At 34.7% G+C, this 16,173-nt stretch carries 15 protein-coding genes; 6 read left to right on the top strand and 9 right to left on the bottom strand.

Annotated features, from left to right (window positions below; translation table 11 throughout):
• Position 1: 1 nt before the first annotated feature.
• The 4 genes from sthA (at position 2) to ACE94K_RS16540 (ending at position 3,346) form a co-directional block, all read left to right on the top strand.
• Positions 2–1,429, top strand: coding sequence for a Si-specific NAD(P)(+) transhydrogenase (sthA, locus tag ACE94K_RS16555; RefSeq protein ID WP_378174799.1), 1,428 nt, complete (start codon positions 2–4; stop codon positions 1,427–1,429).
• Between the two features lie 133 nt (positions 1,430–1,562).
• A complete protein-coding gene (locus tag ACE94K_RS16550; protein WP_378174796.1) occupies positions 1,563–2,141 on the top strand; it encodes a hypothetical protein in 579 nt (192 codons plus the stop codon).
• A gap of 80 nt (positions 2,142–2,221) precedes the next feature.
• Positions 2,222–3,052, top strand: coding sequence for a metallophosphoesterase (locus ACE94K_RS16545; protein WP_378174793.1), 831 nt, complete (start codon positions 2,222–2,224; stop codon positions 3,050–3,052).
• A gap of 18 nt (positions 3,053–3,070) precedes the next feature.
• Positions 3,071–3,346: a hypothetical protein gene (locus ACE94K_RS16540; protein WP_378174790.1), complete on the top strand. Its 276-nt coding sequence runs from the start codon at positions 3,071–3,073 to the stop codon at positions 3,344–3,346.
• Here ACE94K_RS16540 and ACE94K_RS16535 read toward each other — a convergent pair.
• From ACE94K_RS16535 to ACE94K_RS16515, 5 genes are all read right to left on the bottom strand, one after another.
• Positions 3,343–4,311 carry a DUF547 domain-containing protein gene (locus ACE94K_RS16535; protein WP_378174788.1) on the bottom strand — a complete coding sequence of 323 codons (969 nt, stop codon included), beginning with the start codon at positions 4,309–4,311 and terminating at the stop codon, positions 3,343–3,345. The genes ACE94K_RS16540 and ACE94K_RS16535 overlap by 4 nt on opposite strands.
• A 61-nt stretch (positions 4,312–4,372) precedes the next feature.
• On the bottom strand, positions 4,373–5,530 hold the full coding sequence (locus ACE94K_RS16530) for a flavohemoglobin expression-modulating QEGLA motif protein (protein WP_378174785.1): 1,158 nt from the start codon (positions 5,528–5,530) through the stop codon (positions 4,373–4,375).
• A 49-nt stretch (positions 5,531–5,579) separates the two neighbouring features.
• Positions 5,580–6,416, bottom strand: coding sequence for an N-formylglutamate amidohydrolase (locus tag ACE94K_RS16525; protein ID WP_378174782.1), 837 nt, complete (start codon positions 6,414–6,416; stop codon positions 5,580–5,582).
• Positions 6,409–7,440 carry a glutathione synthase gene (gshB, locus tag ACE94K_RS16520; protein WP_378174779.1) on the bottom strand — a complete coding sequence of 344 codons (1,032 nt, stop codon included), beginning with the start codon at positions 7,438–7,440 and terminating at the stop codon, positions 6,409–6,411. Before gshB ends, ACE94K_RS16525 begins: the two co-directional genes overlap by 8 nt.
• Before the next feature lie 96 nt (positions 7,441–7,536).
• On the bottom strand, positions 7,537–8,115 hold the full coding sequence (locus tag ACE94K_RS16515; RefSeq protein ID WP_378174776.1) for a hypothetical protein: 579 nt from the start codon (positions 8,113–8,115) through the stop codon (positions 7,537–7,539).
• A gap of 105 nt (positions 8,116–8,220) precedes the next feature.
• Between ACE94K_RS16515 and ACE94K_RS16510 the strand changes: the two genes are divergently transcribed.
• Positions 8,221–9,105 (top strand): M28 family metallopeptidase, encoded by an 885-nt coding sequence (locus ACE94K_RS16510; RefSeq protein ID WP_378174773.1) that lies wholly within the window; start codon positions 8,221–8,223, stop codon positions 9,103–9,105.
• Between the two features lie 35 nt (positions 9,106–9,140).
• On the opposite strand, the gene thrC is transcribed toward ACE94K_RS16510, so the two are convergent.
• The 4 genes from thrC to thrA are packed head-to-tail and all read right to left on the bottom strand — an operon-like array spanning position 9,141 to position 14,199.
• A complete protein-coding gene (gene thrC / locus ACE94K_RS16505) occupies positions 9,141–10,430 on the bottom strand; it encodes a threonine synthase (protein ID WP_378174769.1) in 1,290 nt (429 codons plus the stop codon).
• Positions 10,431–10,445: 15 nt separating this feature from the next.
• Positions 10,446–10,814: a RidA family protein gene (locus ACE94K_RS16500; RefSeq protein ID WP_378174764.1), complete on the bottom strand. Its 369-nt coding sequence runs from the start codon at positions 10,812–10,814 to the stop codon at positions 10,446–10,448.
• Position 10,815: 1 nt separating this feature from the next.
• Positions 10,816–11,739, bottom strand: a complete 924-nt coding sequence (locus ACE94K_RS16495) for a homoserine kinase (protein ID WP_378174761.1) — start codon at positions 11,737–11,739, stop codon at positions 10,816–10,818.
• Positions 11,740–11,754: 15 nt separating this feature from the next.
• Complete coding sequence (gene thrA / locus ACE94K_RS16490; protein ID WP_378174758.1) at positions 11,755–14,199, bottom strand: bifunctional aspartate kinase/homoserine dehydrogenase I; 2,445 nt, start codon at positions 14,197–14,199, stop codon at positions 11,755–11,757.
• Between the two features lie 402 nt (positions 14,200–14,601).
• Between thrA and ACE94K_RS16485 the strand changes: the two genes are divergently transcribed.
• Positions 14,602–16,137, top strand: a complete 1,536-nt coding sequence (locus ACE94K_RS16485) for an NAD(P)H-hydrate dehydratase (RefSeq protein WP_378174755.1) — start codon at positions 14,602–14,604, stop codon at positions 16,135–16,137.
• Positions 16,138–16,173: the final 36 nt, after the last annotated feature.

Here is a 16,173-nt window from a genome sequence, read left to right as displayed (position 1 = left end):
AATGAAGAAAAAATTTGACCTTATTGTTATCGGTTCGGGTCCGGCCGGTGAAAAAGCTGCCGCAAAAGCAGCATATTTTGGATATAAAGTGGCTATTATTGAAAAAGAACGAAAATACGGTGGAGCAGGAGTCCAAACAGGTACATTACCTTCAAAGACTTTGAAAGAAACCGCTTTATATCTGTCCGGAATCTACCAAAAAGGGGTGTTTGGAGTAGACAAAGAAATAGGAAGAGCTACTGGAGTTCATGATTTTTTGTATCGTAAAAATGTAGTAACTAATCATATGCATAAGGCGGTAGCGTTTAATTTCAAAAAACACGGAATAGAAGTCTTTGAAGGTTTCGCAAGTTTTATTGACACTACGCATATAAAAATAACAGGTGAACTAGAGCAAATTATTGAAGGGAAATATATATTGATTGCAACTGGATCATATCCATATCATCCAGAAAATATACCGTTTGATAATAAACGGGTGTTGGATTCTGATTCAATTTTAAATATTAAACGATTTCCTAAATCAATTTGTGTTTTAGGTGCTGGTGTTATAGGTTGTGAGTATGCCACTATTTTTGGAGCAATGGGTGTGAAAACGTTTATTGTTAATGATCATAATAAGATTTTAGGGTTTTTAGATTCTGAAATTTCAGAAGCGTTGGTAGAACAAATGCGAAAAAATGAAATCAAAATATTATTTGATAATTCTGTAGTCGAATTTGAGGTTTCTGAGGATGAAATGCAGCCACTCCGTTTACAACTGAGGTCTGGAGAATATCTTAATGTAGAGATGTTTTTATTTGCGGCAGGACGAAGCGGTAATATCAGAGGATTAAACTGTGAAGGAATTGGTTTGGAAACAGGAAAACGAGAAACAGTGTTAGTAAACGAAAAGTTTCAAACAAATATACCCAATATTTATGCGGTGGGGGATGTCATAGGTTTTCCGGCGCTTGCAAGTACAAGTATGGAACAAGGTAGGATTGCGGTTACACATATGTTTAATACGGCAGATCTAGAATCGCTAGCGGATGTATTCCCATATGGGATTTATACAGTGCCAGAAGTATCTATGGTAGGGATAACAGAAGAGCAGGCTAAAAACAGTAACATCGATTATGGAGTTGGTTATAGTTACTATAGAGATACTGCCAGAGGAAAGATTATGGGAGATAATGATAATGGATACCTTAAGTTGATTTTTGATAAAAAATCAAAAGTAATCAAAGGAGTACATATTATGGGATTTTTCGCTACTGAACTGATTCATTTTGGCATGCAATTGGTACAAGAAAAAAAGACATTAGATCATTTGATTTCTACAGTTTTTAATTACCCTACACTACATGACTTGTATAAATATGCCAGTTATGATGGTTTAGGGAACATCTCAGGTAAAAAAGTGAAAACAGCAGGGGAAATAATTTGATGATTTGTAGTTTCCTTGTTAAGAATTCGTACTCTTAACTTTTTTGGTTGGAATAATATTATTTATTAGATTTCGATAGCTATATCTTATTGGTTTTAATATTCTCTTTAAATAATAAATAATACTATACATATTGAAAAATATTGTTTTATTCTTTTTACTGTTCTATTGCTGCACTGCTTGTAATGATAACAAACTTATACAACAAAAAGCAGTTTTCAGCTGTCTGGAAAAAGGTGAAAGTATTGCAAAGCTCATTAAGGAATCTAATGTAAAAAAGTTACAAAAGGTTTTTGTAGACATCCCAAATCTAAATTATCTTATAGAAGTATTAGAGGATGAGGTGATGAAACATGAGAAGTATACACTAAGTCAACCTAACATTTTCTATAATCCCTATGGTGATGAATACATATATACAATCTATGCAAATAAATGGATTGATAATGGCACCGATTGGGGTTTGAGCGATTATCTTTTTGTGCTACAGCTCGCATTTAAGTATGATGATAATTCTCAAAAGGTTTCTGTTGCAAATAATAGAATTTTAAAAGATCATGCTGGGTTCAAGAAATGGTGGTTTTCTTTTATCAAATCATATACTATAAAAAGCTGTAAAAGAGAATTTTGGGCAGATTCATTTGGGATCATACCTCCACCACCGCCACCTCCTGCGATAGAAGAATGGCTTTCAGAGAACAGTGAAAATTAGCAAGGAGATAAGTAAGTGTTTTTACGCATAGATAGACAATGATCCTCTTACTAAATTTATTATTTATAAATCTTAGTGAAATGAATACTTCTAATATAAGGCTTGTTACTATACTGTTAATTTTTTCTAGCATTATCAATAGTTGTAATACAAAGAAAAAAAAGACACATAGCATCGTTGCAGAGACCACGGAAAGTATAAAAGATTCTGTCCTTTTTAGTTTCTCTTTCGTTGGTTGCAACAGAGTCCAATATAGTGATTGGCAAAATGATAGTGCTACCAATGCATCCACGGCAAACCTTTCTGTATTAAAACGAATTTTTGATGATGTAACAAGCCTAAAACAAAAACCATCTTTATTTTTCTTTTTAGGGGATTTGGTCTTAGCAGAATCGGATACTATTAATTTAGACACACAATTAAAAGCTTGGGTACAATCATATGAAGACAAGGCTTTTAGCACCATTAGTGATTCCGGAATAGAATTAGTTGCAGTTCCGGGAAATCACGAAATGTTGTTTTATAATACAAAGGATGATAAGGAATACCCTTTGGCAGGTGCTACTTCGGTATGGATGAAATATATGAAACCATATATGCCTACTGATCGAAACCATATTACCGGAAACGATAGCCTAGTGAATCAGATGACGTTTTCCTTTTCTCGGAACAATGTGGGATTTGTAGTAATGAATACGGATACTTATAACCCACCAACCAAAGAAAACCCTTATGGTTTTGAAGGGTTGATACCTACGCAATGGATTATTAATCAAATTGAACAATACAAACAAAACCCTTATATAGATCATATTTTTGTGCTAGGTCATAAACCGTACTATGTAGATGGTAAACCGAAAACAGGACATAAAGGATTTCCTGAAGGTTCCGTGCTTTGGCCCGAATTGTAGAAGAATGAAGATGTAGCGATGCTATCGGCACACGTACACGACTATCAAAGGATGCAACCAAATGGAGAAGGAACCTACCAGATCATTGCTGGAAATGGTGGTAGTGATGGACCAGCTGCTTTTTTTGGTTACAGTACGATTAATATTATGAGTAATGGAGAAGTTCAATTTATTTCGAGAGGATTTGATAAAGGAAGTCCTTACTATCAAGATGTACCGGAAAATGTTATGAAAGTACAAGATAGTACAACATTAACCTGGTCTAAGAATCACAATCCTTATCAGCATAATTAATCATTCAAATCCCAGTTATACTCTAAATACCGAACTTTTGCTGAATCATTAACTTTTGTGTTTGAGTACTTGTTAATAAAAGGAATAACACCCTTTTTAAAATCAACAACATACCATTCGAATATCTTGCTGATTTCTATACTGTTATCGGTGATTTTATTTTTGTCGGGATCATTAATCCAGGTTTTGGATAGTGTGTTTAACTGCTGATTAAGTTTGTTAGGAGTGAAGGCTTCATTTAATAATTTTGGGCAAGACACCGCAGCACAATTAAAAGCCACGTGTAATCTTGGTTCGTTAAAATTGGGACGAACAATGGTGTTTTCTATTTCATTTAAAGAGTAGATGTTACTTCCGGATTGTATATATTTTTTGTCCCAAGGTTTACCTTGGTTTATAGATTTTATACTTTGTACCGGATATACACTAGCCACTAAATGAATCGTTGCGGCATTATAAAGATTGAACCAATACGCTAATTGTTCATTCCTTGTCCAATCCTTTTGCGGAGCCGTATGCTGCAAATGTTTAAGATAAAGCTCAACTTTAGCACTTTGGGATTTAAATCCATTATAATCTACTTTTCCGGTTGAAGAAACAAACTTATTTGTCAATGTATTCCAAGCAGAATGATCCGGTTTGATTCCGGAATTTTCTGGAGTAACTTCTTTCTTTTTCTCCTCTTTTTGTGCTATTTGAATATTTTTTATTTCGTCGGATTGATCGTCCTCTTTAGAGATTTTTTGTTCAGAATCTTTGGATTTAGTAATAGCTAGAATTGAATCTTTTGATTTTTTGTTTTCAATGTATTTGTTAGCAAATATACTATCTGTTTCCCCAAGCTTTGGAATAACAATTCCTGTAACGCTATCATTTGCAAAATTGGTATTTATTTTATTTTTCTTTGTATTAGAGTTGCATCCGATTATTGACAGAACGGTTATTACTATAAGTACCTTTTGCATTGTATATGAATTTAGAGGGAACTAAGACAGTTTTATGGTTATTAAACCAATTTGCAAGTAATTATTTTAAGTTGCTAAGAATAAAATCCAGTTTCTTATTAGTGTTTAGGTTTTCAGCAAAAGAATCCGTCATATGTGCTCCTTTATTAGCAAGACCTAGTTGTTGCAGTCGTTGAATATTATCTTTGTTTTCGAGTGTGACTTTACCAGTGAGTAAAAGACTCATATCTTGATTATTGTGGTAGTAGTCATAAATTTTTTTCAATCCGGTTAGGTATAGATAGTCTTTGGTAAATCCGCCACCGCGATGAACTCTCAATGTTATTTGCCAGGCAGTTGCTCGATCAAGCTTATATTGACTATATAACAAATCAAATGTATCTTTAAAATCGTATCCTTTGATCAAACTATCTGCCGCAATCACTCTATATGCCAATTCTTTCATACGTTTTAGCGTTAAGCATCCAGACATATATTCACTAAAAACAGCTAGTCCTTCTTGTGTTTCGGTATTATTGACAAACCCGTTAGAAAATATTTTGAGCGGTTGACTTTTTCCGTTAAAAGTAGTCACCATATGCACCCCGATTTCGTGATTTGCCAATACTTGTAGTTCATTATCACTGAATTTGTAATTTTTCTTAAGAACTAATGTTTCAGAGGCATTCAATACCATGGCGGAAGCAGAAATATGGGTCGATTTTTTAATGTTAAAATCAAAATTATAACGTTCTCCGAATTTTTTAAAATAGGATTCGGCATCTGATGCAGAATGCTTTTTGACTCGGTTTTCTCCCGGTTTTTCGTCTTCAAAATGAAGAATAAAACGTGCATTTTCCACATCACGCTCCTTTGGAGTACCAAACACTTTTAATGAATTGTAATAAAAATTATTTCCGCTGCCAATAGTTTCAATACACTGAATCAATCCAGAGTATTCATATATAATACCTTCATATAATTTTCTGATCTCTTCATCCTTAATACGGTCCAGCAGCTGACTAAAAAAAAGACCTTGTAACTTGTATGGGTCAAATTTTATTTTTCGATAATTAAATTTTGGATTGAATCGATATTTACTGGCAAAAAAGTTCTTTTTTTCTTGTTCGATATTAAGTGGATTCAAGTAGTTAAGAAGTTCAATGTTCTTAACTAGTTTATCCAGATTTTGATCAATTTCGAACAAATCTGTGTATGTTTCTACAACATCTTTGACCATAGTCTCTTTTTATTAACAGCAAAAATAATAGATTAACTTTTCAGAAGCACTACTTTGAATCGATAAAGCTTTGATAAAATAATCTAGCGTGATTAGGGATCCTAAATTTTAGTTCTTGTTCAATGCTATGCACTACTTCGGGGTATAGTACATACTCTAGTTCGTGACAGTAAATTTTTGAAAACTCTGTAGCGAGTACCAGTGTGTTTTCAAAATTATTGGTAATATACTTTAGAAAATATCCATTACCCTGAAAAGTATCATTAATAGCACTAGTCGTATGAATATCATTTGGTAATTTTATTTCTGATAGGTTAGTACTCCAAGAATCAGCAAATGCCCCAAACCGATCATTGTCGATATTTGAAGTGCCAAGATTTACAACAGGTACTTCACGATCCCAACGTCTCCAGTTGTAGGAATGCATATCATACACAATAGCCGCACCATATAAAGATTCTATTTTGGAGACTAAAGCGTGAACCACAGTATAAAAATTGTGATGTTTTTGTAGTGATTGTTCTTTTTCTTCGGATTTTAGTGAATTTTTCCACAATTGTTTTCCCCAGGCGTCATCATAAATAGCATTTTTAGGATCTCTATTGAGATCATATTCAAACCTGGAGTCACAACCGGCAATAACTATCGGGTGGCTCTGTACCATTTGTTTGGTGGCAGGATCCTCCTCGTACCAACGTTCGTATTCGGTATGTAGACAGTTGGCCCAAAGTTCTTTTCTAAACTGATGACCATCGTGAACAGCTCCACAGATATAGTAGGAATAGGAGTCTATCTTCAAGGTAAAAGAATAGTCTTGGGCAACCGCATGAAAAGGTTCCTCAATCTGTATTTTAGAAATCATTTCTTTAATAGAAAGCCTACGCATCGTCTACCTTTTTTCTAAGTTTAGCTTTCCTGTCGAATCTATTTACTCTTTGTACGACTTTGTCTTCTATAAAGTCAACTACTTTTTCTTGGAGTCTTACTTTATATTTTTTATTGATATAAGTGATTCCACCAGGGCTCATCACATTGACTTCTACCAGCATGCCATTGATCACATCGATTCCCACAAAATATAATCCATCTTTAACAAGTTTAGGCCCTATCAAACGGCATAATTCTTTTTCTTGTTTTGTAAGAGAATGTTTTACAACAGAACCACCAGCAGTAACATTGGATCGGTGATCATCTTCTGCAGGAACGCGTCTCATCGCACCTATCGGTTTTCCATTTAGGATTAAAATACGAACATCTCCTTGATCAGCACCTTCTATATAATCCTGAAGAATCACATAATTGGTGGTACCGTCTTTATTGTCGATATAAAAATCTAAAAGAGAACGGATGCTGCTCATTGCTCTTTTTTCAATTAAAATTACTCCAGAACCACCAAAACCATTGAGCGGTTTAAGAATCATTTTGTCGTGAGCAGACTCTTTGATCATTTTGATCAGGTAGTCTTTATTTTTAGTCACGTGTGTTCTTGGAATAAAATGCGTATCAATATCATCAAATGCGGCGGTATAAAGCTTATTGTTAGATCTTCTGATTCCATCAATATCATTCATGATAAAAACATCATCTTTAATGGAGTCCAAAAAATTAAGCATAATCATATCTAGCGGTGGATTGCTACGTAAAATAATTACATCAAACCCGGCCAAGGGTAACATTTCATCTCTAAACGTTGTTTTCGTATAAAAAGACTTCATAGAAGAAGAAACTTTCTCCTGGCGGTTAAGGACTTTACAAAAAGAATAGGTAACACTATCTCTAATAGTAAGATTTGAGGGGGTTGCCATTGCAACTCCATGTCCTCTTTTTGCAAATTCGTGAATTAGTGTAAGACTTGTATCTTTCTCAGGATCGATTTCTTCCCAGGGATACATAAGAAAACAGACGTTCATGCGTGATAAATGTTTTAAAAAAGGAAAATAATAAATTTGTACGATTAGATGCCTAAAAAACTGGTAAAACTTAAATTATTTATCATTCAAAAAAACTTAAATACAATCAATATTTGGATTGACTTTATGCAGTTTATCCCAGATGACATGATCGATGGGTTGGGGGGAGATCTTAAATAATAATAAATATTTATTACTGCTCTGGCAATAATTATAAGTAACTACGACATTGAGTTGTACCTCTTTTTTTGTCGTAAATGCGTCATACGTTATGACTTTACCCGCAAAAGATTGATCGTCTATTTTCTCAAAAAAGGCTTTGGCTTTTAGAATAGTTTCATCACGATCTTTAACTTCCTGCATTAAACCATCAAAATAAACTTCTAATTCAGATTCTAACTGCCTATCCGATAGTTGAGGGTCATTGTCTAAATACCAAAGGAATACGTAAGAAAAATATTCTTCAGAGCCCTGCTTACCCCATCCTGGGGAAAATCTAACATATTCTGTTCCTCTATGCTGGATTGATTTGGCAAAAGATAGAGGGAAAGGGATGGTTTCTTTTCTCCAGTTATTCGGGGCGGATAATAGATTGATGTCAGATGGTTCTTTTTTACATTGTATAAATGTCAATGACAGGATAATAAAAAATGGTATAGTTTTTGAAAACCTCATTTCGAGATAGTTATTTTAAGCAATATAAATACAAAATGTAAAATAATATATTGTTTTTTATAAATTTGTTATAAGAAGGAAAAATACGAATACAAATATTTTAAAATGAAATTATATAAGTTTAATGTTTTACTATTGCTTATTTTTTGCATTCAATTATCGACAGCGCAATCCTTAGACGATGCTACAGAAGCTGAGATAATTAATATGCAAAAGGACATTGTTGGTAAACTTACAGGACACATTCCGATAAAGGGTAAAAAGAAATTATCTAGTCGTGCTACCAACTCTGAAAGGAAAACTACTGCGGACTATTTATTTAATTCGTTAAAAGAAATCGGACTTAAGCCAAATCGTAATAGTTACAATGTCCAAGATAAAAAGGGAAATCAATATAATGGATCAAATATCTATGCAGAGATTCCGGCTACTAATGGAAGTGATGAATACATCGTTCTAGGTGCGCATTATGATACTGCAGAAGATAGTCCCGGGGCGGTACACAATGCAACCGGAGTAGCATTAACATTATACGTTACCGAAAAACTTACAAAGTTGGCTGATAGAAATATTAATTTCATGATTGTGTTTTTTGATCAGCAGGAAACTAATATGATTGGTTGTAGAATGTTTGTAAAGAAGTTGCAAGATGAAAAGTATAACGTAAATTCTATGCATCGTGTAGACTATGTAGGTTGGGATAATGATGAAGATAGAGCGATAGAGTTGTTAGCTTCTAACATAAGTTTAGAATCTGCATACCGTTTGGAGTCAGGGGTTCCCGTTTTTAAAAGAAGAGTATCTACTCCCGAAACAAGAATCTTTTCAACTTTGGGATATGACACAATTACTATTACTGCAGAATTAATGAATGGAGATAATTCTCCATTTGTCCATCAGACAGAAGATAAATACACTACCGTAAATTTTAAATATTTAGCATCAACATCCCATATTGTCTATAAGGTAATGAGATCTTTGTCTAAATAAAATCATTTAGGAAATAGAATACCTTAAGAGTTCCTCTAAGTTAAAAGGAACTCTTTTAGTTTCTTATAATCGTTTATTCGGATACTTACTTTTTGCTTCTTCAGTATGTTTTGAATCTGTTTAGGGATTTGGACTTTGGTTTCCAAGGTTTCTTCTACAACATCTAAAAACTTAACTGGATGTGCTGTTTCCAGAAATATGCCATATTCATGTTCCTGTAATCCATATTCGATTAATCCCAAATACCCTACAGCACCGTGTGGATCAGCAATATAGCCAGTTTGATCATAAATCTCCTGCATTGCTTTTTTGGTTAGGTGATCATCGAAACTATAGGCAGAGAAACTGTTTTTTAAAGATTCAAAGTTATTCTCAAACAATTGCTGGATCCTTATAAAATTACTTGGATTACCAACATCCATAGCATTAGATATGGTTGCCTTAGAGGGTTTTGGATCGTAATTCGAAGTATTCATATAACGAACTACGGTGTCATTTACATTAGTAGCGGCAACAAAGTGTTTAACAGGTAATCCCAATTTACGAGCCACAATTCCAGCACATATATTGCCAAAATTACCGCTAGGTACTGAAAAAACGATGTCTTTACCCTTATGCTTTAGTTGTTTGTATGCAAAAACAAAATAGAATAATTGTGGCAGCCATCGAGCGATATTGATAGAATTAGCGGATGTTAATTGCATATGATCGGTTATACTTTCATCTAAAAAAGCTTTTTTAACCATATCTTGGCAATCATCAAATACACCGTCCACCTCAAGCGCGATAATATTCTGTCCCAAGGTAGTAAGCTGACGCTCCTGTATATCGCTCACCTTTCCGGATGGATATAAAATAACTACATCCACACCTTTTACTCCGAGAAAACCTTTTGCGACAGCGCCTCCAGTATCTCCAGAGGTGGCCACGAGCACGGTTACTTTATTATCATTATTCTGGTTGAAATATCCTAGACAACGTGCCATAAACCTGGCACCAACGTCCTTAAACGCCATGGTAGGACCGTGAAAAAGTTCTAAGGTTCCCATGTTTTCTTTGATGTCTATTACCGGAAAATCAAAGCTCAAAACATCTTTAAGAATATCTCTTAGCTCCGGTTCTGGTATTTCATCGCCAATAAATTGCTTAATAGTTTGATAAGCGATTTCTACGTGGTCAATATTTTCAATTGTATCAAAGAAAGATTGTGGTAGAGCAGTTATATTTTCTGGAAAGTATAAACCTTTATCTGGAGCTAATCCTTTGATAACAGCTTCAGAAAAAGACACTTTTGGGGCTTTATTATGTAGACTATAGTATTGCATTAGTGTCCTGTCTTATTATGATGAAATGATAGCAGAAAATTCTATTTCTACCAAGATATTTGGATCAATTAATTTTGAAACTTCTACCATAGTGGTAACCGGTCTTATTTTTTCGAAGTATTTACCGTGAGCTTTCCCAATTTCTTCCCATTTAGAAATGTCTGTACAGTATATTCTTGTCCGAACTACGTTGTCCAATTTTGCACTTAATTTACCTAGTACTCCTTTAACGGATTCTATGATAGCTACAGTTTGCTCATATTCATTGGCTCCTGCAGCGGTAGTACCAGAAACTTCTATAGCATTGCCAATTTTGATCGCCCTTGAATAACCAACAACATCTTCCCAGGGAGAACCTGTTGCTATTTTTATAATTTCTTGCATATCAGTCAATTATTTTAACTCCTTTGCTATTGATTTTAGAAATATGAATATCGAAATCTAGTCCGGTTTTGTTATATACCTCTCTAATTGCTTCTGCTACTAGTTGAGCCGTATCCATACCTTTGCTAAGCGCAAAAATAGAAGGTCCTGACCCCGAAATTCCGCAGCCTAAAGCACCTTTTTCGATAGCCGCTTTTTTTACGTTTTTAAATTCAGGAATCAAAATGGAACGCATAGGCTCTATGATAACATCTTCAAGACTACGACCAATGAGTTCATAATTTTCTGTAAACAATCCAGAAACCAGTCCGCCAACATTTCCCCATTGGCGAATAGCTTGTTTCAACGTTACGTTTTGTTTGATTACAGATCTGGCATCAGATGTCTTTACTTCTATTTGAGGGTGTATAACGGTCATTACTAAATCCTGCGGTGTATGAAGTTTTATAACATCCAACGGATCATAACTTCTAACTAATGTAAATCCACCTAACAGAGCAGGTGCTACATTGTCAGCGTGCGCATTTCCACTGGCAAGTTTTTCCCCTTCCATAGCAAACTCTACTAATTTATGAGAAGAAAAGGGATGGTCTAGTAAATGATTAACTGCCCAGACAGCACCGGCACTACTAGCAGCACTGCTACCTATACCACTCCCGGCTTTAATTTTTTTATAAATTTCAATATCAATACCAATTCTACCTTGGTACTCTTTTAATAAAGCTTCGACTGCCACACCAGCAACATTTTGTTTAGTCTCTAATGGTAAATCTGCTCCTTCTATTTTCGTAATTCTTACTCCCGGTTCAGAACGTAAAGAGATGATCATTTCATCCCCAACTGTTTCAAGACAGCAACCCAGGACATCAAAGCCACAGGAAAGATTGGCAACAGTAGCGGGAGCAAAGATCTTAATACTTTTCATTCTAAGTGTTGAGATTTATTTTTTACCAATTCTAATAATATCTGCAAAAATTCCTGAAGCTGTTACATCTGCACCTGCACCAGCACCTTTTACAATGAGCGGTTGTTGTGGGTATCGATCGGTATAAAAAAGAACAATATTATCACTTCCTTCTAAATTATAAAAAGGATGATCAGCAGGAATATGTTGCAAGCCCACCTTTGCTTTTCCGTCTTCATATTGAGCTACATACTTTAAACGACAATTCTCCTTATTAGCTTCATCAAGAATTTTTTCAAAATGTGGTTCGTTAGCCTTTAGGGATTCAAAAAAGGTATCGACGGTCTTGGTTTTCAGACTTTCTTCTGGTAGAAATGCTTCTTTTTCAATATCTTCTAACTCCATTATATTTCCACTTTCTCGAGCTAAAATTAGTATTTTTCGGGCTACATCAACGCCACTAAGATCAATTTTCGGATCTGGTTCTGTATATCCCTCTTCTTGTGCTTGCTTTACTACATCATAAAAATTGACTCCCTTTTTATAGTTGTTAAATACAAAGTTAAGGCTACCAGATAATACTGCCTGAATTTTGTGAACATTATCACCGGATGCAATAAGATTATTAAGAGTATCAATGATTGGTAAACCTGCTCCTACATTGGTTTCGTATAGAAAAGAAGCACTGAATTTACGAGAAAGCTCTTGTAGCTCTGAATAGTTAGCGTATTCATCGGCACAAGCGATCTTATTACAAGTGACCACGGCCATGTTCTCTGCTAAGTAATGTTTGTAAACTTTAGCAATATCAGGATTAGCAGTGTTATCAACAAAAATGGAATTTCGGATATTCATTTGCTTTGCAGTGTTGAAAAACTTTTCTGAATCTGCTTTTTCTCCCTGCGCGAGTCTTTCTTTCCAAGATTCTAGTTTGATGCCTTGTTCGTCGAAAATCATTGTTCTGGAATTCGAAATTCCGACCACACGTATTTTAAGTCGTAGTTTGTCTTTTAGATAAGCTTTTTGTTGCTCTAATTGTGAAAGTAATTTACTACCTACATTACCTACACCCGTTATGAATAGATTTAGTTGTTTTGTTTTTACTTCAAAAAAACGTTCGTGCAATATATTTAAGGCTTTTTTTACGTCTTTTTTCTCAATGACTACAGAAATGTTTTTTTCTGAAGCTCCTTGGGCAATTGCTCGGATATTTACGTTATTCTTACCAAGGGTGCTAAACATTTTTCCGCTTAATCCCTGATGATGGTACATGTTATCACCTACCAGTGCCACGATAGCAGCATCATTTTCAATTTTTACAGGATCTACTTTATGTTTGGTAATTTCAAATTCGAATGCACTATCCAGAACAGTTTTAGCCTTTTCAGCGTCTGCAGCATTTACAGCTAAACAAATCGAATGTTCTGAAGACGCCTGGGTTATCAAGATCACGTTAATATTTGCCAAAAATAAAGCTTCAAATAAACGCTTAGAAAAACCTGGTATTCCCACCATTCCACTTCCTTCCAGGGATATGACAGAGATATTGTCTATATGACTTATTCCGGTAACGGGTTTAGCTCTATTTGTTACTTCTCTCGTTATCAATGTCCCTTTATCTTCTGGTTGGAATGTGTTTTTAATAGCAATTGGAATGTTTTTATCTAAAACCGGATGAATGGTAGGAGGGTAGATCACTTTGGCTCCAAAATGTGATAATTCCATAGCTTCCTGATACGATATGTGTGTTACAGGCTTAGCTTGCTTTACCAATTTCGGGTTGGCCGTATACATACCGCTTACATCTGTCCAGATTTCCAGTATATCGGCTTGAACGGCAGCTGCTAAAATGGCTGCTGTAAAATCTGAACCGCCTCTTCCCAAAGTAGTTGGCTCTCCTTCAGAGGTTCTTGCTACAAATCCGGGAAACAAACTTACTTGATGTTTGTTGTCTTGTGCATAACGTTTTATTCTAAAGTTAGTTTCTTCGTAATCAATGGTAACTTTTGCGGAGTCTGAGGTAATAATGTAATCTCTCGAATCTTTAAGAACAATATCTAACCCTTTTACTTTAGCTGCTTCTGTTATGATAAACGATGATAACATCTCACCAAAACTGGCTATTACAGATTCCGTCTTTGGAGATAATTCGCTTAGCAGGTATACGCCTTCACATAAAGATTCTAACTTATTAAGTTCTGATTTAACCTTGCTAATTATAGCACTTTGTGACACTACAGGAATTAACTCTTTGATAGCTTCCAGATGTCTGTTTTCTATCTGTACAAGCGTGTTTTTGTATTTTTCATTATTTGCAGAGGCTTCCTTACCGGCTTGTATTAATAGATCTGTTACACCGCCTAAAGCAGAGACAACCACATAAAGTGGATTGTTTCTTGCTTGCTTTTCTATAATTTCTATTACTTTTTCTATGGTTGCAGCATTTGCAACTGAAGAACCTCCAAATTTTAGAACGTTCATAATATCTTTTTTAAAATAATGTAATTGATAAAGCTTTTCGGTAATTTCTTTACGTAAAACAAACTACTTACTTAATTTTTGTGGTAAATAAACGATTAACCCCTAAGGGTAATAATTGTAATTGTAGTACGTGTAATTGAAGTACTAGCGAAAGCCGCAGTCGTTCCTAAAGCGAAAAGTAAAACCAAGATTGAAACCGTACTAAACATTAGTTTGCTTTATATTGAAGTCCAAAAGTATAATTTTTTACTTTTGAACAAAATAAAAACGATAGTAATCATAAACTTTTATTGATCCTTTAATTTATATAGGAATTCGTTAAGACATTCTTAAAAAAAGTAAATCGAAACGATTATTGTATTTTGGAAACGTATGATTACATAATCACTAAAATAAATACCCGTGAAGATATTTTCAGCTGATCAAATGCGAAAAGCGGACGAAGTAACTATTCAATCTCAAAAAATTACTTCTTTAGAGTTGATGGAAAGAGCCGCTACCCAAATATTCAACCTGCTACATCAACGATTGCAAGGTGCTCCCATTCCGATACACGTGTTTTGCGGTATTGGAAATAACGGAGGCGACGGTCTTGTAATTTCAAGATTATTGGTAGAACATGGTTATCACGTTAAGACTTACATCGTTAATTTTAGTGACAACAGATCTGAGGATTTCCTAGCAAATTATGATCGTTTAAAGGCTACAGGTTCAGAATGGCCTATACAGCTAAGGTCTGATGTTGATCTACCGGCTATTCAACAGCAAGATATGGTGATTGATGCAATTTTTGGGATTGGGCTGAACAGGCCCTTATTACCTTGGGTAATTAATTTAATCAAGCATATAAACGCCTCTAGATCTTTTACTTTGTCAATTGATGTTCCGTCCGGATTATATGCAGATAAGGCACCCGATGATAAAGAAGGTGTTATTTATGCTTCGACAACAGTTACCTTTCAGTTACCTAAACTGGTGTTCTTTTTACCAGAAACCGGGCGATATACCCAGGATCTGGAAGTCATTGATATAGGTTTGAATAGAGATTTTATTAATCAAACCTCTGCCCAGGCTGAACTCATAGGTAAAAAAGAAGCTTTATCCTTATATCAACCAAGATACAAGTATGCTCATAAAGGAAATTATGGTCATTGTTTGTTAGTTGGTGGTAGTTATGGAAAGATGGGTAGCGTAGTTTTGGCAACAAAAGCTTCATTAAGAGCAGGAGCAGGTCTGTCTACGGCTTATATTCCTGAATGTGGATATAAAATTCTACAAACTTCAGTTCCAGAAGCGATGGTAATTACAGATGATGAAGATGATTATATCTCTAATATAGCTATTGATTTTTATCCATCAGTTATCGGGATAGGTATTGGACTTGGAACGAACGAAAAAACAGTTGATGCATTTGGTAAATTTTTAAAGCAAAATAAATCCAGGTTAGTCATTGATGCAGATGGTATCAATATTTTAGCCAAAAAATCAGGTTTTTTAGAATATTTATCAGAAAGAACAGTGTTGACCCCACATCCTGGTGAATTAAGACGTCTAATCGGTGACTGGAAAGATGATTTTGATAAAATTGATAAGACTAAAGAGTTTTCTAAAAAACACGATTGTATAGTTGTAATTAAAGGGGCAAATACATTAATTATATATCAGAATGATATTTATGTAAATACAACTGGAAATCCAGGAATGGCAACTGCTGGTAGTGGAGATGTTCTAACTGGGGTTATTACGGGATTAATTTCTCAGGGATACGATCCTTTATATGCCGCTGTTTTTGGTGTTTATTTACACGGTAGTGCAGGAGACTTAGTGATTCAAGAAACTGGATATCAGGGGTTGCTGGCTGGTGACATAGTTTCTTATATCGGAAAATCATATTTGGAGTTGTTTAAAAAACCAGAGCAAGTAGATTCAAAAGGTTGATTATGCTTAAAAAAATAATGGTTTTAACGTACAATT

The organism is Aquimarina besae (assembly GCF_042434905.1).
In the GTDB taxonomy this organism is placed as follows: Bacteria; Bacteroidota; Bacteroidia; order Flavobacteriales; family Flavobacteriaceae; genus Aquimarina.
Note: the sequence above shows the minus strand (reverse complement) of the source record. Positions and strands in the feature narration are given on the sequence as shown.